At 44.8% G+C, this 25,467-nt stretch carries 18 protein-coding genes; 13 read left to right on the top strand and 5 right to left on the bottom strand.

Annotated features, from left to right (window positions below; genetic code table 11):
- Positions 1 to 37 precede the first annotated feature (37 nt).
- Positions 38 to 481, bottom strand: a complete 444-nt coding sequence (locus tag K08M4_RS20260) for a dCMP deaminase family protein (RefSeq protein ID WP_054541800.1) — start codon at positions 479 to 481, stop codon at positions 38 to 40.
- Positions 482 to 740: 259 nt separating this feature from the next.
- On the opposite strand from K08M4_RS20260, the gene K08M4_RS20255 reads away from it, so the two are divergent.
- From K08M4_RS20255 to K08M4_RS20245, 3 genes are all read left to right on the top strand, one after another.
- Positions 741 to 1,877, top strand: coding sequence for an efflux RND transporter periplasmic adaptor subunit (locus K08M4_RS20255; protein ID WP_086051226.1), 1,137 nt, complete (start codon positions 741 to 743; stop codon positions 1,875 to 1,877).
- An 11-nt stretch (positions 1,878 to 1,888) separates the two neighbouring features.
- Positions 1,889 to 5,041 (top strand): efflux RND transporter permease subunit, encoded by a 3,153-nt coding sequence (locus K08M4_RS20250; RefSeq protein WP_086051225.1) that lies wholly within the window; start codon positions 1,889 to 1,891, stop codon positions 5,039 to 5,041.
- A 333-nt stretch (positions 5,042 to 5,374) separates the two neighbouring features.
- Positions 5,375 to 6,061, top strand: coding sequence for a MaoC family dehydratase (locus K08M4_RS20245; protein ID WP_086051224.1), 687 nt, complete (start codon positions 5,375 to 5,377; stop codon positions 6,059 to 6,061).
- Between the two features lie 139 nt (positions 6,062 to 6,200).
- Here the strand turns inward: K08M4_RS20245 and K08M4_RS20240 are convergent, their stop codons facing one another.
- Positions 6,201 to 7,016, bottom strand: coding sequence for a phosphate ABC transporter substrate-binding protein (locus K08M4_RS20240; protein ID WP_086051223.1), 816 nt, complete (start codon positions 7,014 to 7,016; stop codon positions 6,201 to 6,203).
- A gap of 253 nt (positions 7,017 to 7,269) precedes the next feature.
- Here K08M4_RS20240 and K08M4_RS20235 point away from each other — a divergent pair, with 253 nt between their 5' ends.
- Positions 7,270 to 7,632: a DUF3024 domain-containing protein gene (locus tag K08M4_RS20235; RefSeq protein ID WP_012600988.1), complete on the top strand. Its 363-nt coding sequence runs from the start codon at positions 7,270 to 7,272 to the stop codon at positions 7,630 to 7,632.
- Positions 7,633 to 7,865: 233 nt separating this feature from the next.
- Here the strand turns inward: K08M4_RS20235 and K08M4_RS20230 are convergent, their stop codons facing one another.
- Positions 7,866 to 8,672 carry a helix-turn-helix domain-containing protein gene (locus tag K08M4_RS20230; RefSeq protein ID WP_086051222.1) on the bottom strand — a complete coding sequence of 269 codons (807 nt, stop codon included), beginning with the start codon at positions 8,670 to 8,672 and terminating at the stop codon, positions 7,866 to 7,868.
- A gap of 177 nt (positions 8,673 to 8,849) precedes the next feature.
- Positions 8,850 to 10,856, bottom strand: a complete 2,007-nt coding sequence (rnb, locus tag K08M4_RS20225) for an exoribonuclease II (protein WP_086051221.1) — start codon at positions 10,854 to 10,856, stop codon at positions 8,850 to 8,852.
- Positions 10,857 to 11,249: 393 nt separating this feature from the next.
- Between rnb and K08M4_RS20220 the strand changes: the two genes are divergently transcribed.
- Entirely contained in the window at positions 11,250 to 13,259 is a 2,010-nt protein-coding gene (locus K08M4_RS20220; RefSeq protein WP_494338370.1) for a DEAD/DEAH box helicase, read from the top strand.
- A 773-nt stretch (positions 13,260 to 14,032) separates the two neighbouring features.
- Positions 14,033 to 15,226 carry an acetate/propionate family kinase gene (locus K08M4_RS20215; RefSeq protein ID WP_086051219.1) on the top strand — a complete coding sequence of 398 codons (1,194 nt, stop codon included), beginning with the start codon at positions 14,033 to 14,035 and terminating at the stop codon, positions 15,224 to 15,226.
- A gap of 205 nt (positions 15,227 to 15,431) precedes the next feature.
- Here K08M4_RS20215 and K08M4_RS20210 read toward each other — a convergent pair whose 3' ends face one another.
- Positions 15,432 to 16,070, bottom strand: coding sequence for a hypothetical protein (locus tag K08M4_RS20210; RefSeq protein WP_086051218.1), 639 nt, complete (start codon positions 16,068 to 16,070; stop codon positions 15,432 to 15,434).
- Between the two features lie 516 nt (positions 16,071 to 16,586).
- Between K08M4_RS20210 and K08M4_RS20205 the strand changes: the two genes are divergently transcribed.
- The 7 genes from K08M4_RS20205 (at position 16,587) to K08M4_RS20175 (ending at position 25,381) form a co-directional block, all read left to right on the top strand.
- The gene (locus K08M4_RS20205; RefSeq protein ID WP_086051217.1) at positions 16,587 to 18,623 is read left to right on the top strand and encodes a TonB-dependent receptor; all 2,037 of its coding nucleotides are present in this window, start codon (positions 16,587 to 16,589) and stop codon (positions 18,621 to 18,623) included.
- A 240-nt stretch (positions 18,624 to 18,863) separates the two neighbouring features.
- Complete coding sequence (locus tag K08M4_RS20200; protein WP_086051216.1) at positions 18,864 to 20,987, top strand: TonB-dependent receptor family protein; 2,124 nt, start codon at positions 18,864 to 18,866, stop codon at positions 20,985 to 20,987.
- An 87-nt stretch (positions 20,988 to 21,074) separates the two neighbouring features.
- On the top strand, positions 21,075 to 22,052 hold the full coding sequence (locus K08M4_RS20195) for a Fe(3+) dicitrate ABC transporter substrate-binding protein (protein WP_086051215.1): 978 nt from the start codon (positions 21,075 to 21,077) through the stop codon (positions 22,050 to 22,052).
- Positions 22,049 to 23,104 carry a FecCD family ABC transporter permease gene (locus tag K08M4_RS20190; protein WP_086051214.1) on the top strand — a complete coding sequence of 352 codons (1,056 nt, stop codon included), beginning with the start codon at positions 22,049 to 22,051 and terminating at the stop codon, positions 23,102 to 23,104. Before K08M4_RS20195 ends, K08M4_RS20190 begins: the two co-directional genes overlap by 4 nt.
- Positions 23,104 to 24,075: an iron chelate uptake ABC transporter family permease subunit gene (locus tag K08M4_RS20185; protein ID WP_086051213.1), complete on the top strand. Its 972-nt coding sequence runs from the start codon at positions 23,104 to 23,106 to the stop codon at positions 24,073 to 24,075. The genes K08M4_RS20190 and K08M4_RS20185 overlap by 1 nt, the downstream gene beginning before the upstream one ends.
- A 2-nt stretch (positions 24,076 to 24,077) precedes the next feature.
- Positions 24,078 to 24,842, top strand: coding sequence for a Fe(3+) dicitrate ABC transporter ATP-binding protein FecE (gene fecE, locus K08M4_RS20180; RefSeq protein WP_086051212.1), 765 nt, complete (start codon positions 24,078 to 24,080; stop codon positions 24,840 to 24,842).
- A gap of 152 nt (positions 24,843 to 24,994) precedes the next feature.
- The gene (locus K08M4_RS20175; RefSeq protein WP_009844806.1) at positions 24,995 to 25,381 is read left to right on the top strand and encodes a hypothetical protein; all 387 of its coding nucleotides are present in this window, start codon (positions 24,995 to 24,997) and stop codon (positions 25,379 to 25,381) included.
- Positions 25,382 to 25,467 lie beyond the last annotated feature (86 nt).

Genomic DNA, 25,467 nt, shown 5'->3' with positions numbered 1-25,467 from the left:
CTCTCGGCTTTTTTATATTTGAAATTTAGCTTGGATATTAGTCTAGGTCAGCGAGTGGTAACCAATCGATTTCCACACCTGCTTGCTCAAACATATCTTGGCTTATTTTGATCTTGTCTCCCCAGCGAGAAAGGAAGTCTTCACTTTGCTCTGGGCAATGTACTGCTGAAATCCCCGTTTGGATGATCTTTGCCGCACAGTTCGGGCAAGGGAAGTGAGTTACCCAAACTTCACAACTGTCTAAATCACGTTTAGCAAACAAGATTGCATTTTCTTCAGCGTGAAGTGTCTTGAGGTACTTCATTTCTCTGTCATCAGTATCCGCACTATCAGACACACCATGTGGGTAGCCATTAAAACCAACGGAAACAATACGGTTGTGCTTAGTGATGACGGCGCCGACTTGAGTTGAAGGATCTTTACTCCAAGAACCGACCAATTCCGCCATTTGATAGAAACGCTTAGCCCATTTTGAAATCATGAGAATTCCTTAACAATTAAATGTGAATGCTTATCTGTCTGACAATACATGATGTTAGACAATATCCATAGAGAACAAAAGCTGAGAGGTTGATTTACTTAAGAATTGTAACGCGTTTGTAATTACTTTATAAGCACTTGGTTTCAATTAACATATTGATACACTTTGGTTCGTTATAATTGATATTCCTCGGACAATGGTGACGGATGTGTTACGTAAATTTTATACTGTTCAAATACTAACAAGTGACGGTATAACCATGCGTAAAAAGTTGATCCTTACGGCTCTTGCAAGCTCTCTTATTCTTGCTGGATGTGGGCAAGATGCTCAAAATGCCAAGCAAGCGCCTCTACCTCTCGTAGCTGTACAGGATGTTAGCGTTGTTTCTCACCAGCAAAGTAAGTCGTACATCGGTCGTATTGAAGCCGTTGAAGACACGGCTATCACAGCGCAAGTTTCGGGCTATCTGCAAAGCCGTCATTTCAATGAAGGTCAAATGGTCGAAAAGGGTCAATTGCTTTACTCAATTGAGCCATCCTCATTTGAAGCTGAAGTAGCAAGCGCAAAAGCGTCGGTTGCTCAAGCGAATGCCAACCTTAAAAAAGCCGAACTTGATTTTAATCGTGGTAAGAATCTTCTCCCTAAGGGCAGCATTTCTCAATCGGAATTTGATGCATTGACGGCAAACTTACTCGGTTCTCAAGCACAGCTTGAAGCAAGCCAAGCTCAGCTAAATGCAGCCAACGTTCAGCTTTCTCATACCAAAATTATTGCCCCTTTTTCTGGAAGAATCAGCGACACCAAAGTGAGTACGGGTGATCTGGTTTCACCGTCTTCAGGTGTATTAACTACGTTGGTTAGCCTAGACCCAATCCATGCTTCGTTTAGTATCAGCGAGCGCGAGCGGATTGAATTAGGTATGGATCGTATTGAAGGTGACGGCAGCAGCGACTCTGCAGGTGTTGAAGTTCAGATCATGCTTGAAAATGGCGAAGCGTTCGAACATCTTGGCCAGCTCGATTTCTTGGGTAACCGCATCAACCTTAATACAGGTACGATCGCAATGCGTGCGATTGCCGACAACCCAAATCAACAACTGCTTCCGGGTCAACACGTTCGCGTGGATCTACGTGAAAAGCAATCTATTGATGTTGTGACTATTCCGCGCCGTGCAGTTCAAACCGACCTAGAAGGTGACTTTGTGATGGTATTGGTTGAAGGTGAAGCCGCCCCCGTTGCTGAACGCAGAAACATCGTGATGGGGCGTCAGGTTGAAGGTGGTGTGATTGTTCAATCTGGATTAGAGAAGGACGACGCGGTGATCACTCAAGGCCTACAGCGTGTACGTAATGGTATGTCTGTTCGTATTCAAGCTTCTGCTGAACAAGCTGAGTAAGGGGGCTATTTATGTTAAGTCGTTTCTTTATTCAAAGGCCTAAGTTTGCCCTTGTCATATCCATAATATTAACGCTGGCGGGTGCGATCTCTCTCGCTATCTTACCAGTGGCCGAATATCCAAAAATTAGCCCACCATCGGTCAGTGTGTCGGCATTCTACACGGGTGCCAGTGCTGAAGTGGTGGAACAGGCGATAGCCGACCCCATAGAGACATCGGTGAATGGCGTAGAAGATATGATCTACATGTCTTCTAAAAGTGCTAATGATGGTTCATACAACCTTAACGTGACCTTTGATGTCGGTACTGATGCTGATATGGCTCAGGTCAACGTTCAGAACCGCGTTGCCCAGATCGAATCGAAACTTCCACAAGAAGTAAGAATGGTGGGTGTAACGGTCAAGAAGCGTTCACCTGACCTATTGATGGTATTGAACTTCTACTCGCCGAACGGAGAGTACAACGACCAATTCCTGATCAACTACGTGAACTTGAACATTAAAGACCAATTGGCTCGTGTAAAGGGCATTAGTGAAGTTAACGTGTTGGGTGGTGGTGAATACGCGATGCGTGTTTGGTTAGATCCTGAAAAAATGGCTAACCTCAATATAACTACCCCTGACGTGAATCGCGCATTGGCGGAACAGAACGTGCAAGTCGCTGCTGGCCGTATTGGCGCAGCGCCTTATAATGACGCGCAAGAAGTGCAGTTCAACTTGGTAACAAAAGGCCGATTAGAAACGGCTGATGAGTTTGAGAATGTAGTGCTTCGTGCAAATCAAGATGGTTCAACGGTTTACTTAAAAGACGTTGCACGTGTTGAGCTAGGTAAAAAGTTCTACGATGGTAACGGTAAATACCGCGGTCAAGACGCTTCAATCGTAACGCTGTCCCTTCAATCTGATGCAAACGCGTTGGAAAGTGGCAAAGCGGTCATGGCGATGCTCGAAAACCTAAGCACAAACTTCCCTGAAGGCGTTGCTTATGAAGCGAGTTATGACACCACACTCTTTGTTGCTGAATCGATCAAAGGGGTAGTAAAAACGCTAATCGAAGCTATTTTATTGGTTATCGCGGTAACGTACTTATTCTTGGGCAGTGCCCGTGCGACCTTGATTCCTGTGGTTGCGATTCCGGTATCTTTGATTGGTACTTTTGCGGTCATGCAGATGACCGGCTTTACCGTAAATACGGTAACCTTGTTTGGTTTGATTTTGGCGATTGGTATCGTAGTAGATGATGCGATTTTGGTTATCGAGAACGTCGATACTACGATGGCCAAAGACCCTACTATTTCACCGCGAAAAGCAACGCTTATCGCAATGAAAGAAGTAACGGGTCCAATTGTTACCTCAACCTTGGTTCTGTTAGCGGTATTCATCCCAGTAGCGATGCTGCCAGGTATTACCGGCATCATGTATCGTCAGTTCGCTCTGACCATCTGTATTGCGGTTGTGATCTCTTCTATTAACGCTCTAACGCTGTCACCAGCATTGTGTTCATTGGTTCTTAAGCAGGGCGGTGGTAACACAGCACGTTGGTACCAAGCGTTTAACCGTGGTCTTGAATCTGTCACCAACAAATATGGTCAAATAGCAGGCTTCCTTGTGAAAAAGGGTGTTCTGTTATTTACCTTCTTTGTTGTGGCGTTAGCAGCGGTAACTTACTTCGCAAAAACCACGTCTACGGCTTTCGTACCTCAAGAAGATAAAGGCATCTTGCTGGTTAACGTGCAGCTTCCTGACGCGGCATCACTGTCTCGTACAGAAGATGTGACTGAGCAATTGCTAGAGATGGTTGAGCAAGAGCCGGGCGTTGATGGTGTGACACTGGTTAACGGCTATGCATTCATGACGGGCGCTTCAGCTTCGAATGGAGCGTCGATGTTCATCAAGCTCCATGATTGGGACATGCGTAACGCATTGGACGGTCAACATTCAGCGCAAGCTATCTCACAGCGTATTAATGGTCGAGCAGCAACAGAACTGCCTCAGGCTATTGTATTTGCAATGGGACCACCAGCCGTTCCGGGCATGGGCGCAGCATCTGGTTTCGAATTTGTTCTTGAAGATACATTAGGTCGTAGCCGTACTGATCTGGCGATGGTAATGAATGACGTGATTGCTGAGGCGAACAAACAGCCTGAGATTTCACATACCTTCAGTACCTTCCGTGCGAATGTACCTCACTACTATGTCGATATTGACCGTGAGAAAGCGCAACAGCTAGGTATTCCGCTGTCGGAAATATTCCAAACGCTACAAGGCAATCTTGGGTCAATGTACGTGAATGACTTCACCATGTTTGGTAAGAACTTCCGTGTCACCATGCAAGCTGACAGTGACCACCGTAGCAGCATGGATGACCTACAACGATTCCACGTACGTTCGTCTAATGGCGAGATGATCCCGTTAAGCACATTGGTGACTTATGACCAGATCTTCGAGCCGGACGTAGCATGGCGTTACAACATGTACCGTAGTGCCGTGATTCAAGGCCAACCTGCGCCGGGTTACTCAAGTGGTGATGCGATTGCAGCAATGGAGCGTGTAGCCGCAGAAGTATTACCTCAGGGGTATCAGTACGAATGGACAGGCATGGCTTACCAAGAAGTCTTGGCAGGCAATCAAGCGATCTTTGCTTTTGCATTGGCGCTGATATTTATCTACCTGTTTATGGTGGCTCAGTACGAGAGCTGGACAATTCCGATCGCGATTATCTTAGTGGTACCGGTTGCAACCTTAGGTTCCTTCTTAGCGTTGAACTTAACTGGTACACCGTTGAACCTCTATGCACAAATTGGCTTGGTTCTCTTGATAGCCTTGGCCGCGAAGAACGCAATTTTGATTGTGGAGTTTGCTAAGGTGGAGCGTGAAGACAAAGACGCATCAATCGAAGATGCGGCAGTAAAGGGCGGTACGCTCCGTTTTCGTGCTGTGAACATGACGTCTTGGTCATTCATATTGGGTATCTTCCCGCTTATCTTCGCTGCGGGTGCTGGTCACGTGAGCCAGAACTCTCTGGGTATTTCTCTGATTGGTGGTCTGCTATGTGTGTTGTTAGCGGGTACGTTCCTAATCCCTGGCTTCTATGCATTCGTGCAACGTAAGCGTGAGAAGGCACACGGAGGCAATACCAAGCTGATTCCACTGGATGATGAATAGGGAAGTTAGTGTCTTGTAGGATGAGCCCTTTACAAGGCTTCTCCTTGGTAATTAATTTCTTGTAAAAACGAAGGCTTAGCATTGTGCTAAGCCTTTTTTTATTCCACTTGTGAATAAAGAATCTGTTTATATAATGAAATGTTTATTATAAGGTAGAGCTAATACTCCAATTGGAGCTCTCCAATAAAATGGTGTTTTATTCTTAGGTTGTTGTTTTTATTGGACATGTAAGTGTTCGGCTAACACTTGTATGCTCGAAAGTATTTGCACAATAGTGTGAAGTGTTTCAAAATTACCAAGTTATATTGAAATATTTTGTGCATTGAGGTTCTTATGAAAGTCATTGATTTATTTAAACACCGAGGCGACAGCGTGTCTTCGCAACACTCAGAGTTTATGCAATGGATGTCTCCAGCTCTTAGAGATTACTGGGGAGACTTTCTGAATCGCACGCAAAATAGTCATTTCTTTGCGTGGGTTCGTGATCACCACAAACCAGCGGTCAATGAAGATGCACCAGAGATGCCTGTTGAACCACAGATCGTACTTAAGCCAGAAGCACAACTTGTGTTTGATGAGCTTCAACAGCAGATCGGTGAAGTCATCCATACTGGGGACTGGATCAATGTAAGCCAAGAGCGCATTAACCAGTTCGGTCTCGTGACTGAAGACATGCAGTGGATTCATACTGAGCCTTCTAAGGCTGAAACAGATTCTCCGTTCAAAACAACCATTGCACATGGTTTTTTGACTTTGTCTCTGCTTCCTCGACTTACAGACAGTGTTGATCCCGATAAATCTCAATTCCCAACGGCGAAGATGGTTGTCAACATTGGTCTTAACCAAGTACGTTTCCCATATCCTGTAAAATCAGGCAGTAACGTTCGCGCTAAAAGTACGCTAACAAAAGTAACGCCAATTAAGAAAGGCCTAGAGATTGAACGCGAAATTCGAGTAGAAATCGAAGGCATCCGTCGTCCTGGTGCGGTGATTGTCTCGGTTATCCAACTTCACTTCTAGAGCTTCTTGTAAGTGGAGCTGCTTTTTAGCGAAGATTATAGATTCAAAAAAAGAGAGAGCTAAGTGCTCTCTCTTTTTGTTTGTGTCATCTCAAATCGATATCACCGTCACCGCTAATAACATCGATAAAGTACGCCAATTACTTAATACGCGTATAGCCGTACTCTTCAATAAGATCTTGCCCTTGTTTTGACTTCACGAATTTGATGAAGTCTTTGCTTTCCTCAGAAACAGAGTCTGTCTTGTGCAGCAATAAGAATGGGCGAGCCAGTTCATAGTTGTGGTTGGCAATGTTCTTAGATGTCGGTTCTACACCTTCAAATGTGATTGCCTTAATCGAGTGGTCGATAGAACCTACAGAGATGAATCCAATCGCGTGTGGGTTATGGTTCACAATCGTTTTTACCATGCTGTTGCTGTTTACAACCAAGTTATTTGGGTTGATGTCAGAAACCAGACGGTCATTAATGATTTTCGTTAAACCAAGCAAGCTTTCGAAGCTATAGCGTGAACCAGAAGACGCTTCACGAGTGACAACTGCGATAGGTTGATCTGCACCGCCTATGGCTTTCCAGTTGGTAATATTACCTTTGTAAATATCGAATAACTGTTCACGTGTAACGTTGCTTACACCGTTTGAACGATTGGTTACGACAGCTAGACCGTCAAAGGCAATTGGAAATACCTTTAATTTCTCGTCCTGCTCTAGGTTGGTTAAGTAACGTGAGCTCATACCAATATCAGCGACACCTTTATTAACCATGGTAATACCTGCTGTAGAACCAATGCCCTGAACTGCAATGTAGTTATCAGGGTGAGTCTTGTTGTACTCCTCTGCTAATACATCCATCACTCGTGATACCGAAGTGGAGCCCGAAATATTAGTTTCTTGTGCAAAAGCAGCGTGAGAAGACAGGGCTAAGGATAAAAGAGAGGCAAGCGCGACTCGTAACATAAACAACTCCTAGTTAATAACATTTGCCGGCTATGATAGGTCGGTTATATGACAATTTTGTGAAATTCTATCCGCTCAATGTGTCGCGATTAGCTTGATGAGTGAAAGTGAGCTTGGTTTACAAAATCAGGGTTAGTTTCTGGGAGCCGGACGGGTATTTTGTTTGTGCTTGTTCGCTAAAATGTTGGTTGAGTCCTAAGCTAAGTAGAGGAATTCACTACTTAGAAGTTTCTATGAATTTACAAGGGGTGTTATGTCCGTCATTCATATCGAACTGAATCGTCTTTTAATTGGAGCTGAGAAGCTCTGTACATCTCGAAATCGCAGTTTACCTGTCGAGCTAGGCAAATCCCTTTATGAAGAGTGTGAGGGTGGTGTGCTGTTTTCTCAGGCGCATTATCTACTCGACTCATCTCATAGCGATTACACAAATGAGATCGCCTGCGTTAGCTTTGATGAGTCACTATCATGTTGGTTGGTGATGGTGCCGCTTGAAGGCGATGTAGAAACCGACTCAGTAAATTGGGGGCCTTATCCCTATCTACCACAATCGAAGGATCTTGATGCTATTTTGTCTGAAATAGAAAAAGACCCTAAATCGTACTTCTGGTCGTGATTATCCTACTCGATAGACGTTCGCGATTGGCTTGACACCTTAAACGAATAACCTTCGTAAACTCACCACATTGCAACCTTCTGCGTCACCAAAACGGTCTATGTTACTAAAGCTTATTTGCTTAACTACAAGCTCATTTGCTTAGATCTGCGCTTATCTGCATAACTAAAAGCTTATCTACGTGACTATAAACGATTTATGTTACTTCAAGTTATGCCATTAAGATTGTGCATCTAATAAGACTGTGCAACCAAAGACCGGAAATCTTTTGGTGTTTTACCGTGATAGGTTTTAAAGGCGGTACTAAAATGCGCCGCACTTTTAAATCCGGATTCATAAGCAATTTGAGTAATCGATTTGTTCGATGTTCTGAGCTGTGTGGCTGCGTGGGCGATTCGCTTTATCTTCAAGAGGTTTGAAAACGAAAGGTCTTCTGCCGATAAACGGCGTTTAAGTGTGGCTGGTGACATCCCCATATAGTTGGCTAGGGTGTCGAGTGAGATGTTATTTTCTATGTTCTGTTCAATGTAATGGATGACCTTTTGTGTCACGGTCAATCTAGAAATTCGGTTAATAATGGCTAATAGTTCAGGGTACTGCTCGACCATCAAAGACAGCAAACCTAAGCCTAGTTGGGTGAGTGCGTAATCATTCTGAGTCGATGAATTGGTTAGAGATATGATGAGCTCTTTCAATTGGTAGATTTCGGTATCAGTTTGATTGAACTTAATGTACTTATCTGGAGTTCGAATCGGTTCTAGATCACTGAACTGATTTATGAACTTTTGGAAAATTGCCAAATCAAAATCTAAGCAGATCGCACTAAACTCACCATTTTCAGTGTCGACCATGATGTCTTTAATCTGACCAGAATTATAAAGCGTGAAATCACCCGCTTTTAACGAGGCTTGAGTGCCATTAGGTAGCACAAAAGATATGCTTCCTTTCGATACCATAAAGATACCATTTTTAGAGGCGGGGTAGCGTTCGCGTTTCCTGGGAATAAAGTTTCTGAATTGAGTTACAGTGATTGATGACATAGTGAGCTTCTTTGGCGTTGTAGATTAATTGCTTTTTTAAGTATTGTTTAAGCATGAGGCATTTACAAAAAAGGCGCTAATAATTAGCGCCTTTAAGAAGTAAAACTTTGAAGCTTTTGACCTTGAAAGCCGTAATCTTGAAAGCTTTAACCTTGACAGCCGTAACCGTTAAAGCTCTTAAACTTCGGTTTCATTTGTTGTTTCAGGCTCGCTAGGCAAGTCCGCAAATACTTGTGTAGGTTTTGCTACCAAGTTACGGTTTTCCTGATTAACTTCGAAGAGAACTACTTCTAAAACGTCTCCCAGTTTGTATACCATTTCTTTATCGATAGATACAGTGCCCATATCACCGTTGCACTCTATTCTTTCTTTATTATTAAGAATGAGAGAGCCAGGGATAAACGCTGCTGCACCATTATCAAGTAAACGCACGCGCATACCAGCACGGTTAATGTCGAAGATCTCTGCTTGGAAGCGAGTTTCTTCAGCTGGAGCATTCGCGAGAGTACGAGCGTACAACCAATCGCCAACATTGCGCTCAGCCATACCGTGATGACGGCGGTGCAGGGCAAGTTCATCACCAATAGTCTCGTCTGGTGTTTGAATTGGCGCTTTACCTAAGATGTGTGCTTTAAGCATACGGTGGTTAATCATGTCACCGTATTTACGAATTGGTGAAGTCCACGTCGCGTAAATGTCTAGTCCCATCGCGTAGTGTGGTGCAGGTTCATTGCTGATCTCGCTGTACGCTTGGAACTTACGAATACGGTTGTCGTAGTAGCTGTTGTCTAAAGAACCTAACCAACGGCGTAGCGTAGCGAATCCTTCCAGAGAGACGATCTGCTCTTCTGTAAACGGTGTTTCTGCTTCTGGGTTAACCAGCTCCAGGACGTCTGCTAATTTCTCAGCTTTAAAACCAGAGTGACAGTTAAAGACGCCTTGGTTAAAGCTTTCTTTTAGTACTCGGCCCGCACAGATGTTCGCGCTGATCATCGACTCTTCAACCAACTTGTTTGCGCTACGACGCATGTCCGCGTGGATAGCGACAACATCGTTATCTTCGCTAAGTTCAAAGCGGTAGTCAGGGCGATCTGGGAATACAACCGCATTCGCTGAACGCCACGCTGAACGCGCTTGAGCAAATTGGTGAAGGTCAGAAACAATTGCAGCGATCTCTTCTGATGGTTGCCATTTCTTTGATGAACCTGTCTCTAGCCAGTCAGATACATTGTCGTAAGCAAGACGAGCGTGAGATTTGATGTTTGCAGCGAAGAAGTTAATGTCATCACCGATAACACCATCTTTAGATACCGTTACTGTGCAGCAAAGTGCCGGGCGAACTTCGTTCTCAATTAGTGAACATAAGTTGTCAGCCAAGTCGCGAGGTAACATAGGAATGTTACGGCCAGGCAAGTAAATAGTGAAACCACGCTCGCGAGCTACTTTATCCATAGCATCATCTGGAGAGATGTAAGCCGTAGGGTCAGCAATCGCGATAGTCAGTTCAAAATCACCGTTCTCTTTCTTCTTAGCGTAAAGCGCATCGTCCATATCTTTTGTGCTTTCGCCATCGATAGTCACAAAAGGGACGTGAGTCATGTCGATACGTTCAAGATCAGCGTCGTCTTTGATCTGCCAGTCGTCGATGCCTTCAGGTTCGCTGTTTGGTAGGTCGTTTTGTGCAAGCGTCACCCACCAAGGAGCGATCTTGTCGTCGGCGTCTGTAATTTTTTCAGAGATCTCAGCCAAGAAGCCGTTGTCACCTTTTAACGGGTGTTGAACGATATGAGCAACAACCCAGTCGCCTTCTTTAAGCGTTTCAGGGTTTAGCCCCTTTTTGGCTTTCGCTTTAAGTTGCAGCTTTTTCAGTTGCGGGTGATCAGGAACTACATTCAAACGACCTTTAAACAACTTCACTCGTGCAATAAAACGAGTAAGGCCTTGTTCAATCAATTCCTCAGGCTCTGCTACTTCGCGATCTTTCTCGGTGCGAATGATGGCAATCACTTTGTCACCGTGTACACATTTCTTCATGTATGGCGGCGGAATAAAGAAGCTGGTTTTGTTATCGACTTCGAGAAAACCAAATCCTTTTTCAGTGGCTTTGATTGTCCCTTCCTTTTTAGGGAGGGTTTCTTGGATTTGCTGTTTGAGCTGAGCGAGTAGAGGATTATCTTGAAACATTTTGACTTTTATCTATCGAGGACAATTGAGCACACTATAATCATTGCGAGGCTTGATTACTACTGAAAGGCGAAGTGAGCGTTAATTAATTGCCCTCTTATTTAACTAGGTCAATTTGCTAGAAGATGGGTGTTGTGACGAGATATTCATCAAGTTTTGACGATATGATAGCCAGTATTGATGTAAAAGCGAAAAATATGTGATGTATTTCAATTTTTTCTGGATTTTTTTATGCATTTAGGGAATAATCCGCCTCCCTTAGACGTCCCTAATGGCTTGAAGTGTTTTATTACTGCTTCGTAACTCTGAATGGAATCAGTATCTGATTGGATCAGTATTGGAATTGATAGAGCTCCCGGGACCTTTTGTTTACTTATATATAGTGGGATCCCAATGTCCGAATCTGTAATTCAATTTAATGAATTAGCCCTTAACGATAACATTCTTTCAGCTCTTGATAGCATGGGTTTCGTTTCTCCGACTCCAATCCAAGCAGCAGCTATTCCTCTTCTTCTTGAAGGCCGTGACGCACTAGGTAAAGCACAGACTGGTACTGGTAAAACAGCAGCATTCTCTCTGCCTTTACTTAACAAAATCAACCTGAACCAACACAAACCACAAGCAATCATCATGGCTCCTACTCGTGAGCTAGCGATTCAAGTTGCTGCGGAAATCAAAAACTTAGGTCGTGACATCAACGGTCTTAAAGTTCTTGAAATCTACGGTGGTGCTTCAATTGTTGACCAAATGCGTGCTCTAAGCCGCGGTGCTCACATTGTTGTTGGTACTCCAGGTCGTGTTAAAGACTTACTAACTCGTGACCGTCTACACCTAGATGAAGCACATACATTTGTTCTTGATGAAGCAGATGAAATGCTGAAAATGGGCTTTGTAGATGACGTTACTTGGATTCTTGAGCAAGCTCCAGAAACTGCACAACGCGTACTTTTCTCTGCAACTATGCCTCCAATGGTTAAGACTATTGTTGACCGTTACCTACGTAACCCGGCTAGAGTTGACGTTGCTGGTACTAACCACACAGTTGACAAAGTAGCGCAGAATTACTGGGTAGTTAAAGGCGTAGAGAAAGACGAAGCAATGTCTCGTCTTCTTGAAACTGAAGAAACTGACGCGTCAATCGTATTCGTACGTACTCGTCAAGACACTGAGCGTCTAGCTGACTGGCTATCTGCACGTGGCTTCAAAGCTGCTGCACTGCACGGTGATATTCCTCAGTCTCTACGTGAGCGCACTGTTGATCACATCAAACAAGGTGTTATCGATATCCTAGTTGCAACTGACGTTGTAGCACGTGGTCTTGATGTTCCTCGTATTACTCACGTATTCAACTACGACATCCCATTCGATGTTGAATCTTACATCCACCGTATTGGTCGTACTGGCCGTGCTGGACGTAAAGGTAAAGCGATCCTACTAGTTCGCACTAACCAAATCCGTATGCTTCGCACTATCGAGCGTGTAACTAAGTCTCAAATGGAAGAAATCCAACTTCCAAAACGTGACGAAGTTGCTGCTGCACGTGTTGCTAAGCTTGGTGCTGAGCTTGAAACTGAGAAAGAGAGCAAAGCTCTAGAAAACTTCGCAGGTTTAATCTCTACACTACAAGAATCTCTAGAAGTTGATGCTGCTACTCTAGCTGCAATGCTTCTTAAGCGTCAGCAAGGTAAGAGCCCACTATTCTACGTTGGCGAAGACCCAATGATCGCAGCTATTGAGCGTGATAAGAACCGTCGCAAAGAGCGTCGTGAAGATCGTGACAATGGTCGTGACGGTGGTGGTCGTAACTTCAATACTCAAGATTGGGATACGTACCAACTACAAGTTGGCCGTGAGCAAGGCGTTCAGGTTAAAGACATCGTTGGCGCACTAGCAAACGAACTAGGCCTAACTAAAGGTTCTATCGGTGCTATCAAGCTAGACCAAGGTTCTACTTACGTTCAACTGCCAAAAGCAATGAACTCTGAAACTGCTGGTAAGCTAAGCAAACTTCGCATTCGTCAAAAAGAAGCTGGCGCTGTAGTTGTTGATTTCAACGACTTCCGTGAGCCTCGTCGTGGCGGCGGTGGTCGTGATGGCAACCGTGGCGGTCGTGATGGCGGTCGTGGCGGTCGTGATGGTGGCGGCTACCGTGGTAACCGTGAAGGCGGTAATCGCGAAGGTGGTAACCGTGAAGGTGGCAATGGCGGTCGTGGTGGCTACCGTGGCAACCGTGACGGCGCACGTGATGGTAACTCTGCTGGTGGTCGTGATGGCGAGCGTCGCTTCGACCGTAACCGTGGTGGCGATCACCGTGGTAACCACCGTGGCGAACGTGGCCATGGCAACGCAGCAGCTGGCAATGGCGGCAACCGCGGTCGTCGTCCAGAGCGCAGCGAAGGTTAATCAACCTGCCGTTTAGATGTTTTAGTCTAGACTTTGAAAGCCGAGCTTAATGCTCGGCTTTTTTGTGCCTGCTATTTCATCTTTCGCGCCTGTAGCACGTCCTGAGCCCTGATTTAGGTTGTGCCTCGTATCACAAGACAATCACACTCACATGCGCTTAAGGCGCTGTTTAGGGTGTTTGATCTGGAAGTATGGGAGTAGACCGATGTATAGCAAAAGAAATGCACAGCTATAATGAAGAATGAAATTAAATTTTGACCTAAGAATAGATCAACCGTTCGACCCATGTAAGTTAGATCTTCAAGTTCTGAGTCGTAGTTAAACGTCTTAAAACTATCAATGGAGATTGGTAACTAACGAGCTCTATATTTCAACGTTGTGCTGTATTTTTTGAAGTCGCAGCGCCAGAAAGATAGCTTGGTTTATAGGTTTATAGGTTTATAGGTTTATAGGTTTATAGGTTTATAGGTTTATAGGGCTTAATCCATGAATTAGGCTCTTGAATAAGCTTCCAACACTAGGTGACTTTGTTCTCTATGTGGTTTGTATGAATCCATCAGTTTCATAAGTCCATTTGCTTCATCTAATTCAACTATTTTTTAATTTTCGTTCTCGAAAGAAATAAATTAATGACTAAGATCAACTTAACTGTGTTCATTTAGTGGTTTTTGCAAAACAAAAGTTGAAAGATTCAAAAATTATTGAATAATGGCCTTAACTAAAATTGAAGTAAACACTTCATCCAATTCGTACTGAAACAGGATCCATATCCAATGTCTAATTCGTTTGTTCTGGTTATTAACTCGGGTAGTTCATCCCTAAAATTTGCTGTCATTAATTCTGTTTCTGGTGACGCAGTATTAAGTGGCTTAGGGGAGTGTTTTGGTCTTGAGGATGCTCGCATGAGCTGGAAGTATCAAGGTCAGAAAACAGAAATTGCTATTCAAGGTGAGGATAACCACCACAAAATTGCCATTGGCAAATTGGTAGGCCTGATGGAAGATTTAGGCTTCACGGCAGATATTGTGGCTATCGGTCACCGTATCGTTCACGGTGGTGAGAAGTTCACTCAAACTGTTCGCATTACTGAAGAAGTAACAAGTGAGATTGAGAGCCTATCTGACCTAGCTCCACTTCATAACCCGGCAGGTGCTATCGGTATCCGTGCTGCGATTGAAGCTTTCCCTTCTCTACCTCAGTTCGCTGTATTTGATACGGCTTTCCACCAAACAATGCCGCAACGTGCGTTTACGGGTGCAATCGCAAAAGAACTATACACAGACTTTGGTGTTCGTCGTTACGGTTTCCACGGTACTAGCCATTACTTCGTTAGCCGTGAAGCTGCGAAAATGGTCAACAAGCCAGTTGAAGAAGCTAGCTTTATCTCTGTTCACCTAGGTAACGGCGCTTCTGTATGTGCTATCAAAGACGGTAACAGTGTTGATACTTCAATGGGTTTCACACCGCTTTCTGGCCTTATGATGGGCACACGTTGTGGTGACTTAGACCCAGGTATTATCGAATACCTACTTAAGAAAGGTTGGTCACAAGAGCAAGTCTTTAACTCTCTAAACAAGGAGTCTGGCTTCCTTGGCGTGTCTGGTCTTACGAGCGATGCTCGTGGCATCCTAGAAGCGATGGAAGAGGGCCACGAAGGCGCTAAGCTTGCTTTCGAGGTGTTTACTTACCGCGTAGCTAAATACGTTGCTTCTTACCTTGCAACGCTAGACTCTTTAGACGGCATCATTTTCACTGGTGGTATCGGCGAGAACTCTCTACCTATTCGTCGCGAGATCTTAAGCAACCTTAAGATTCTTGGTTTTGTTGAAGACGTAGCAGGCAATGAAGCCGCTCGTTTTGGTGCTGAAGGTATCATCGCTAAATCAGAGATGTTAGGCGCAGTAGCAATGGTTATTCCAACCAATGAAGAATTCGTTATTGCTCAACAGTCTGTAGAACTTCTGTAATCTAAGTAACTATTTAAGTAAACATAGACGATTTGAAAGCGAGCCCTGGTGGCTCGCTTTTTAGTTTCTTGTTCGGGGTTACTTATATGGAACTACGCGCTAATCATCATCTCTTTTGAGGGGAATGCTCGTTAGTTGAATCCCCGTTTCTGCGAGAACGCTAAAAGACGAGAATATGGCACGCCTTCTTTGCTAATCATGCTTGTCAGTCAACATAGGCTACTGAGCTGGGTTCTTTGTAGATACAATCAACACCAGTCACATTTCCGTTGCCGTCTTGATACTGTGCATAAACTTTCCACAAGCCATTTTTCCTCTCCCCTAAAACAGTAACCCGGGTATTATTCCCATAAGTAGTACCGTTAGAGCTATTCCCTTTACCGAAAGACACTTGAAACTCCTTTTTTATCGCTTGCTGTATTTTTGCGCCATCAAAATCTCTATTTGGCTGAACATGCAAAAACTCAAGCCCGCCTCCTTTCCCCGGTCGGATAGCAAACGTACAACCTGTTAATTGAGTGGTAACAAGGAAGTTTACAGAATCATAGTGGGTGACTTTAGAAATGGACTCAGGCTTAAGTTGTTCAAACTGAGATACCGGTATGTGGATGCATTGAAGAGCTTTAGCGCTACTTGACAGCGCCGTTTTAGATAAGCGCAAACGCATCTCTGGCATTTGAACACCTTGATCGATACCAAGCGCCGTATCTCCGAGGCTATATAAATAAAAGGTAAGTGCTCCTTTTGATTGGCCAGCACTACTAATGGAAAGCGGACAACGATGTAAAAATTGTTCTAAATTTCGATTCATTAGCTGAGCAGCTTGATCTAATGTCAATGGCATAAAACAGTCCTTTGTTATTATTCATGATGCGTATGAATTCTTATAAAAATAAGCTTTCGTTTATGAGCATATATGAGCATATATGAGCATATATGAGCATATATGAGCATATATGAGACTTCGATGTTTGCTAGCCATTAAGTGATGTCGACTTGAATTATTGAACCTGATTTTGAGGTGTGACCAGTTAATAGGCACGCCGTACTAAAGGGTATTAACCCCATCCGTTGCCTTGCTCAAATCTACCCATATTTGCCGTTTTTCACCTTATCGAAAAGTCTTCTTTACTGAGTCTTTCCAATTGTCCGACGTCGTTGTCACCTACTTTTATTCGTTTTTCCAATAATTTTAAAAGATTTGCTTTTTTATAGGTTTGTTTTTATTGACTATTTTGTAATTAGCGATGTTGCATACCTTGCCGGTAAGGTAGTCTGTAAAATATACATTGCAAATATAAATGATATTTGTTCTTATTCGCGTCAATCGTAATCTTATAAACTAAACCGGAATTAGAATATGAACGTTAGATTGGCTTTCTCCCCCCGCGCCTTGGCAATTGGAGGTGCATTAACCGCAGTAGCTACCGTGTCGAATGTAATGGCTTCAGAAGAAGTAACGGTGGATGAAACCCTACAAGTTATTGGTCATCAGTACGAAGGTTATGCGGAACATATGCCGCAATCGGGTACTAAAACAGATGTCGAATGGCTAGATGTCCCGCAAGCCGTATCGGTGGTCACTAAAACTGAGATGGAAGACCGCGGTGCCGTCCGCTTAGTGGATGCGCTTGATGGTGTTGCTGGTGTTAATAACACCTTAGGTGAAGGCAGCCGAGACCAGTTTGTGATTCGTGGTTTTGATGCGCTGAATGACATGTACCGCGATGGTATGCGTGATGATGGAACATTACAGTCGTACCGAAGCCTATCTAATGTTGAGCGTGTCGAAGTGGTTAAAGGCCCTGCAGGCGCACTTTATGGTCGAGGCTCCGCGGGCGGTATCATCAACTTGGTCACTAAGCGTGCTAACGGTGACAGTTTTACCAATGTGAACGGTAGTGTTGGTAGTAACAGCCAATTTGTCGGGCAGGTGGATAGCTCAATGGCGTTTTCAGATAAGGTCAATGGACGTATTAACCTGGAACACCGACAGGCTGATTCGTATGTTAACCATGTCGATTCTAATGATTTCTTTATCGCACCAACCATTCGAGTGCTGCCAGCTGAAGGGCATACCGTTGATTTAGATGTCGAATACGCACACCAAGAACTGGTGCCATATCGTGGTGTCCCATCTAAAAATGGCAAACCTGTCGATGTCTCTGAGAGTTCTTTCTACGGTGGCACTAACGATTATCAAGAGTCCGATAGCCTGCGTGTTGGCATTAATTATGAGTGGCGCTTGAATAGCGAGTGGGTATGGACAAACCGAGCGGCATACAATCATATCGAACTTGAGCAAAAGGGCACGCGTCAAGGTACTGTGGCGGGAGATAAAGTTTCTCAAACCGTGAACAATTTCGGCTATGACCCTCGAACCACAACGACGATGCAATCCGAATTAGTGTGGGAAACCGATTCTAACCAAATGATGATTGGTGCGGATTATAACCAGATCAATATCGATTTAACGTTAGCAAGTGATAAAACCTTACCTCCAAAACACATCTATAACCCTGTTGTAGGAGCAACGCCTGATCCGGGTTTCAAGCCTTTCCGTGATAACACGACAACGACCACTGGCGTCTACATTCAAGACGTTTACACCTTTGGTGATCTATCGGTGATCGGTAACGTGCGTTACGACTCTATGGAACTTGAGCAGCAAAAAGCTGGGAAAGCCCAAGAGAAGCTAGATGATAACAAAGTGAGCTACCGTGGTGGCTTGGTCTACCGTATCAACAACGATATGTCGGTATACGCAAGCTTAGCTCGTTCGTGGCAACTGCCTTACTCCGGTATTTATATCAACCCTAAACTGGCTGAGTTCTTCCATACCGATCTAAAAGAAGTGGGTGCGAAAGCTTACTTACTCGATAGCGCTTTGATGCTCAATGCCGCTATTTTCCAAATTGATCAAGAACAACCACAAACCAATATTAATGGCGACGTTATCAATAAGATTGAAGCACGTCACCAAGGTATTGAACTGGAAGCTCGCGGTCAGATTACAGAACTATGGGATATCTCAGTTGGTTATAGCTACTTAGATGCAGAAGATAAAGATACAGGCAAAAAGCCTAATGATGTGTCTGATCACCTGTTCTCACTCTGGAGTACTTACCAATTATACGAAAACTGGCGTTTAGGCGGTGGTGTGAAATACGTAGGGGACCGCTACGCGGGGAATAATGAAGCCGTCGCATTAGGTGATTACACCACTGTTGATTTGATGGCTGCATACACCACGGGTCGTCACAAAGTTCAAGCGAACGCTTATAACGTACTTGGCGAGAAATACATTCTTGGGGCAACCAGTGGTAAGTCGGGCACGAATCAGATTGGCTACGGCGCACCAGCAGAATTCATGCTCAGCTACGGTTATCAGTTCTAAAAGCGAGTTCAGATCTAAGAGTCGTTAATTTTTAAGCGTTATTACGTTTCTAAGAGCTAGTACGTAACTAAAAGCTAGTACGTGACTAAAAGCTATTTCAACTGAAAAAACTATTGATTTGTTCGCTACGAGTGAGTGAACAGTTGGCCTCTTTGAGGTCGTTTAGCCCAATGGGTCAAAGCGTTGGCATAACTTAAAAGCACAGCCTTTGACCCTAATTTGCCTACTTAGGAGATTTTCATGCCTTACCAGAATTTGGATGGTAAACCCCGCGCACAACATAAGCTTCGCTTGAGCGCACTTGCAACAGCCATTGCGGCAGTGACTTCCATGAGTGCATTCGCTGCGTCTGATCCGCAAACGACAACCATGGAAACGGTTGTCGTGACGGGTAGCTTGATCGGTGACTCAGAACTAGAGGATGTGAAAGAGTATCCGGGAGCGCGTACCGTTCTAACTAACGAACAAATTAAAAAGACTGGCGCACTCTCGATTGATTCAGCATTTCAAAGTGTACCGGGTATTAAGGTTCAAGACGAAACCGGTACGGGTGCCCTACCTAACATATCGGTGCGTGGCTTGAAGGCGAGCCGCAGTGGTCACGCTCAATTCCTGATGGATGGCGTACCACTGACTCTTGCGCCTTATGGTCATACCGGACAATCGATTTTCCCGGCAACGCTATCGATGCTTGATCGAATTGATATCGTACGTGGTGGCGCTGCTGTGCAGTATGGGCCAAACAACGTCGGTGGTGTGATCAACTTGGTGACTAAGCCTATTCCACACGAGTGGCAAACGGAGATCAGTAATCGCTTTACTGTATTCGAGGATGGCGATACACCACTGAATGACTTTTACCTACGCACGGGTGGCTGGTTAACCGATACGCTTGCGCTTCAAGTGGAAGGTAACTTCCTAAAAGGTGAAAGCTTCCGTGAGCACTCGGATACGGATGTAAAAAACTTCCAAGCGAAGTTGCAATGGTTACTCAGCGATACCCAGGAGCTACAAGCATTTGTTCAGCGTTACGACGCCGATACCCAAATGCCGGGCGCTTTGTCGCCAAAAGATTACCAGAAAGATCGTACTCAATCGAAGCGACCATATGACGAATACAAAGGCACATCAACACGTTGGAGCCTGAAGTATTTGCATGATTTGAATATTGCGGATGGCGCAGAGTTAGAGGTTCTGACATTCGGTCACCACTCTGAGCGTTTCTTCCAATGGGGCTTTAATAGCGCAGGCGGTCACTGGGCGGATCCGGCATTACCATCAACAGATATTCGCACTTCACCACGTGAATTCGCTGTTTATGGTGTGGAACCTAAGTTAGCGATGTACTTTGACGGTAATACGGTGACGCAAAACTTGATCGTGGGTGCTCGCTATGTAAATGAAGATATCGATTACAAGCTAACGCAAACGCCAATTGCTGGCGGAGTAACAAAAGTGCCACGTGACTGGAACTTGAATACCGATGCTTTCGCAGGTTACATCAGCAATGAAGTTGGCCTGTTTAACGACGTGCTAAAGGTTACTCCGGGTATTCGTTACGAATCGATTGATATGACCTTTAATGATTTAGGTAAAGTACAGAGTACAGACAACAAAGTGACCGAGTGGTTACCGGGCTTAAGCGTGGCATACCATTTAACTGAGCAATGGGTTGGGTACACCAATGCGCAGAAATCTTTGCGCGCACCACAAATCGCTTACATCCGAGGCAAGGGTGAAGAGGGCAGTGAGCTCGCATGGAACTACGAGTTGGGTGCTCGTTACAATCAAGATTCAACTAGCTTTAATGTCGCGCTCTACCGCATTGATTTTGAAGACCAACTCCAATGGCAAAGCGGAACACAGACCTTTGATAATATTGGTAAAACGCTTCATCAAGGTATTGAGCTTTCAGGTCGTTATGTTCCGCAGGCTATGCAAGCTCTGAGTTTAGGTGCGGGTTATAACTATTTGGATGCGACGATAGAGGCAGAGGGTGCAAACAAAGGTAAGCAACTTCCTTACACATCGGAGCATCAACTTAGCTGGGATGCGACATACGCCTTTAGCAGGGTAGATACGACCTTATCTGGTTACTATTTCAGTGAGTCTTATTCTGACAATGCCAATACCAGTGTTGAAGATGCAACGGGTGCGAAAGGCAAAGTACCTGCTTACATGGTATGGAACTTAAACCTAGGTTCAGACTTGTATAAGGATGAAAACAGTAAGTTACGTATGAATGTCGCAGTGAACAATTTGTTTGCTGAGGACTACTACTTCCGCGGTATTGATACCAGTCCGGTTGGCCGCTATCCAGCGCCAGGGCGTTCATACACTTTGGATCTGAACTATCAGTTCTAATGGGTAATTGATTAAAAATAATAACGAATATAAGTCGCCAATACTGTTGGCGACTTTCCCGGTTCTAGTGTTTAAGGAAAAGTAAATATGGAAAACAGCTCTCGACTTTTATTTTCGAATCAATGGCTGCTGCCGAACGGACTGCTGTCATTCAAAAGGCATTTTTTATTCAGCAGGATAGCGATAACCTTAGCTTTGTTGGCTTTAAGCTTGTTCTCATTCTCCAGTTCAGCAAAAACGAGGATCATTCAAGATGAGCAAGGTCAGTTTGAGATAGCGACTACCCCGCAACGCGTTGTGGTGTTGGAGTTCTCATTTGTCGATGCGTTAGCTGCGGTAGGCGTGTCTCCGGTTGGTGTTGCCGATGACAATGATACTTCGCGAGTGATTCCGGCGGTGCGTGAATTAGTGCAACCATGGGAATCGGTTGGGATGCGTTCGCAGCCTAGTCTAGAAGCCATTGCGGTATTAAAGCCCGACCTGATCATTGCCGATGCAGAGCGTCATCGTACGGTTTATCAAGATCTACAGCGAATCGCACCAACTCTGATGCTCAAAAGCCGTGGAGAGACTTATCAAGAGAACTTGGAATCTGCGCTTAAGGTCGGTATCGCCCTCGATAAGCAATCGGCAATGGAACAAAGAATTCACCAACATCAACAAGCCATGGTGGAATTTAAAAGTCATTTCTCGCTTAAACAAACTGTCCAATTTGCTGTTGTGTCGGAAAAAGGAATGTGGCTACATAGCCCTGCTTCGTATGCAGGAGGTGTACTCACCACATTAGGTATTGCTAGCCCAATAGTGGATCCGACAGACAAGGCGTACTTACCAACCAGCTTTGAGTTGTTGTTGAAAACAAATCCTGACTGGTTGCTCCTTGGTGCTTACTCAGATCCAAATATCGTTGATGATTGGCAGAAAAACCCACTGTTTAATGTATTAACATCCGCGAAGAATCAACAAGTGGTAGAAGTGTCACCAGCACTATGGTCATTGAATCGAGGCATGTTGGCCGCAGAACAAATGGCGAAAAATCTAGAGCAGATCTTGGATCGTTCATGAGTTCGATGTTGCTCTCTAGAGGTAAGCGACGTTCTCTTATCGTGTCGTGGCTTACGGTATTAGTGTCGTGGCGAGTCACGTTATTTACGGCTTTAGTGTCGTGTTTTGCGATGTCTGGTTACGTGGCCTCTATGCTAGGTTGGTCGAATTTCTCCCTGACATTGAGTGACTTAGTTCACTATTGGTTTGCGTTTGATGAGAGCAATATGACTCATCAAATATTGGCGACACTAAGAGCTCCAAGGGCTCACGCTGGGTTATTGATTGGTGCAAGCTTAGCGGTTGCAGGGCTATTGATGCAGGGATTAACACGTAACCCACTTGCGTCTCCATCAATCCTAGGTATTAACGCTGGCGCAGCCTGTTTTATGGCTTTAGCTGCGATAGGCATACCTGTGGTGAGTGATTTAAACCCGATCCTTAATGCCGTTCTTGGTGCATTGCTAGGCGGTGGTGCTGTGATGCTCCTCGGTGGCTTTTTCTCCGAACGTTCTCATCCGTTACGTTTGGTTTTAGCGGGTATCGCCATTACTGCTTTATTGATTGGGTTAACTCGAGCAGCGTTGATTCTAGCTGATGATATGGCTTATAGCGTGCTGCATTGGCTTACCGGCTCATTGTCTAGCGTGGATGAGGGACAGTGGCAACAGCTTTGGCCGCCAGCAGTGATTGGTTTGGTGTTGGCTGTTAGCCTTGCTCGTAACCTCAACTTACTGGCGCTTGGTGAAGAAGTGGCTGTGGGGTTGGGCAGTAATATCCGGCTTACTCGCCTCATGAGTGGATTGGCTATCGTGTTGCTTGCGGGTGCCAGTGTCGCTATCGCTGGTCCCATAGGTTTTGTTGGATTGTTGGTTCCTCATTTGGTTCGGCCCATGGTTGGGCACAATTACCATCTACTGATTCCTATCTCTGCAATGGCAGGCGCAGCATTAGTGTCTTGGTCAGATGCGTTGTCACGAGCGATTGCTTTCCCGACTGAAACGCCCGTTGGTGTTATTACAGCCCTACTTGGGACACCTTGTTTTATTTTGATTGCGACGAGGAGATCTTAATGCACCATCACACTAAGATAGTTTTGTTATCAGGGGTTCTCATATTAGTGGCATCCGCGGGTTTGTTTGTCGGCGCGGCGTCACTTTCAATTCCTCAAGTCATCGAACATTTGGTCGCATCTTCCAGTGACGACTTTGTTATCCATCAGTATCGACTACCACGTATGTTACTCGCGATAAGCGTGGGCGCAGGGTTGGGGCTATCCGGCGTATTAGTACAAGGCGTGATACGTAATCCGTTAGCATCGCCTGATCTTATGGGTATTAGCGCTGGGGCAGGGCTTGCTGCGACAGCGAGTTTAGTTTGGTTCCCCAATGCACCAGTCAGTGTGCTTCCTGTCGTAGCGATGTTCGGTGGGGTATTGGCTGCTGGGCTGATTGCGCTATTGGCATGGTGGTCAAGGCCAACACCCGCCAAGTTGGCCTTGATTGGTATTGCAGTGAGTGCGTTTCTGGCGAGTTGTATCGACTTCTTGCTTGTCACTAACCCCATCGAGATCAACACGGCGATGGTATGGCTAACCGGCAGCCTCTGGGGACGAAATTGGCAGCAAGTTCCCTTTATTTGGGGAGCATTGCTCTTGTTGTTGCCAATGGCATTTTGGCTTGCTTGGCGATTGGATGTTATGGGGCTTGGTGAGGAAAGTGCCACCACATTGGGTACTAAGCCAAAACAGATACAAGCTCTTGCACTATTGGCCGCTGTGTTGCTTGCCAGCGTCAGCGTTTCAGTGGCTGGAACGATCAGTTTTGTGGGTTTATTAGCACCTCACTTAGCGCGCTTGTTGTTTGGGCATAATCATAAGTTGTTAATCCCGGCGTCTGCTCTGGTGGGCGCGATTCTGGTTACTTGTGCCGATGGCTTGGCAAGAGGTCTACAACCACCGATTGAATTACCTGCAGGGGTACTTACTTCTGTCATTGGCGCGCCTTATTTCATCTTTCTTCTCTATCGCTATCGAGGTTGGTAACCATGCTAAAAACGCAGAATCTTTCCGTCGCGTACGGCAAACAAACGATCATACCGAACCTTTCGGTGTCCATCCCAAAGGGAAAAATCACAGCCTTAATTGGACCCAATGGGTGTGGTAAATCTACCTTATTAAAGACGTTAGTCAGGATCAATAAGCCGGTGACAGGAGAGGTGTTATTTGAAGACAAACCGTTGTCTAGCTATGGCGATAAAGTGCTCGCGCGTTCGTTGTCTCTTCTGCCGCAAATATTGGTCAGCCCTGAAGGCATTTCGGTAAGAAAACTGGTTGAATATGGCCGTTCTCCTTATGTGTCCCATTGGGGAAGGTTAGGGCAAGAAGACCAAGCTATTGTCGAACAAGCAATGCATGATACCGGCGTACTTGAGTTCGCTGATAAACCGATTGAGGCACTGTCGGGTGGGCAGCGTCAAAGAGCATGGATAGCGATGATAATAGCGCAAGACACAGATGTCGTGATGTTGGATGAACCTACCACTTATCTTGATATGTCTCACCAAGTTGAATTAATGAACTTGATGCAGCAGATGAATAACAAGGGAAAAACGGTGGTGGTTGTGCTCCATGATCTGAACCAAGCGAGCCGTTACTGCGATCATTTGATCGTTTTAGAAAGAGGTGGTTTAGTGGCTGAAGGCACCCCCGATGAGGTGATGACCGAGACATTACTGAATGATGTTTTTGATCTCAAAGCGAGCGTATTTCGTGACCCTATATCCAATACGCCGATGTGTGTGGCGATTTAAGCAAATAGCCGATGATTAAAGTTGTCAGTATGGCTTGCTGTGCATCTGGTTAAAATAATCAGAGCGAATCAATTTTTGGTGTTGATTGAGATAGTATTTTGCTATAAAACGCGCATAATCTCGCTATACAACACTTAAAGAAGAAATTACCTATGACTACCTTTCAATACTACTTTCACCAACTGCCTTGCTTCGACTGTAAAAAAACGACAGTAAGTACTGATCTTGGTTGGTTAACGCCTGCGATGAAAGATACTGCTCTAGAGCAAGTGACAAAGACACTTGCGGAAGGTGAAGTTACGCCTGATCTTTCAGCAAATGTGGTTTGTACCAAAGACGAAGCTCGCGAGTATCTATTACTGAATTTCTTCGGTTATTCAGAAGAAGAGTTAGCGAGCGGAATTGAAGCTGATGATGAGCAAGAAGTCGCGGATGAAATTGCAGAACTTCTAGAAGAAGGCCAAGATACAATCACCTTCGAACATGAAATTGCGCTTCAGTGCTGTGCTGATTGCGATGTTGAAGAAGAGTCAAACTAAGCACTCGCATTTAAGTATTAGTATTAATGTAGATACATCCATTAATACAGGGTGATGTTCAAATGAAGAAAGGCGTTAGTGGCTTC

The organism is Vibrio syngnathi (assembly GCF_002119525.1).
GTDB lineage: Bacteria > Pseudomonadota > Gammaproteobacteria > Enterobacterales > Vibrionaceae > Vibrio > Vibrio syngnathi.
This window is presented reverse-complemented; position numbering and strand designations above follow the sequence as displayed.

Coding starts and splice junctions, on each gene's coding strand:
- K08M4_RS20260 (WP_054541800.1), bottom strand. CDS start 481: ATGATTTCAAAATGGGCTAAGCGTTTCTATCAAATGGCGGAATTGGTC.
- K08M4_RS20255 (WP_086051226.1), top strand. CDS start 741: ATGCGTAAAAAGTTGATCCTTACGGCTCTTGCAAGCTCTCTTATTCTT.
- K08M4_RS20250 (WP_086051225.1), top strand. CDS start 1,889: ATGTTAAGTCGTTTCTTTATTCAAAGGCCTAAGTTTGCCCTTGTCATA.
- K08M4_RS20245 (WP_086051224.1), top strand. CDS start 5,375: ATGAAAGTCATTGATTTATTTAAACACCGAGGCGACAGCGTGTCTTCG.
- K08M4_RS20240 (WP_086051223.1), bottom strand. CDS start 7,016: ATGTTACGAGTCGCGCTTGCCTCTCTTTTATCCTTAGCCCTGTCTTCT.
- K08M4_RS20235 (WP_012600988.1), top strand. CDS start 7,270: ATGTCCGTCATTCATATCGAACTGAATCGTCTTTTAATTGGAGCTGAG.
- K08M4_RS20230 (WP_086051222.1), bottom strand. CDS start 8,672: ATGTCATCAATCACTGTAACTCAATTCAGAAACTTTATTCCCAGGAAA.
- rnb (WP_086051221.1), bottom strand. CDS start 10,856: ATGTTTCAAGATAATCCTCTACTCGCTCAGCTCAAACAGCAAATCCAA.
- K08M4_RS20220 (WP_494338370.1), top strand. CDS start 11,250: ATGTCCGAATCTGTAATTCAATTTAATGAATTAGCCCTTAACGATAAC.
- K08M4_RS20215 (WP_086051219.1), top strand. CDS start 14,033: ATGTCTAATTCGTTTGTTCTGGTTATTAACTCGGGTAGTTCATCCCTA.
- K08M4_RS20210 (WP_086051218.1), bottom strand. CDS start 16,070: ATGCCATTGACATTAGATCAAGCTGCTCAGCTAATGAATCGAAATTTA.
- K08M4_RS20205 (WP_086051217.1), top strand. CDS start 16,587: ATGAACGTTAGATTGGCTTTCTCCCCCCGCGCCTTGGCAATTGGAGGT.
- K08M4_RS20200 (WP_086051216.1), top strand. CDS start 18,864: ATGCCTTACCAGAATTTGGATGGTAAACCCCGCGCACAACATAAGCTT.
- K08M4_RS20195 (WP_086051215.1), top strand. CDS start 21,075: ATGGAAAACAGCTCTCGACTTTTATTTTCGAATCAATGGCTGCTGCCG.
- K08M4_RS20190 (WP_086051214.1), top strand. CDS start 22,049: ATGAGTTCGATGTTGCTCTCTAGAGGTAAGCGACGTTCTCTTATCGTG.
- K08M4_RS20185 (WP_086051213.1), top strand. CDS start 23,104: ATGCACCATCACACTAAGATAGTTTTGTTATCAGGGGTTCTCATATTA.
- fecE (WP_086051212.1), top strand. CDS start 24,078: ATGCTAAAAACGCAGAATCTTTCCGTCGCGTACGGCAAACAAACGATC.
- K08M4_RS20175 (WP_009844806.1), top strand. CDS start 24,995: ATGACTACCTTTCAATACTACTTTCACCAACTGCCTTGCTTCGACTGT.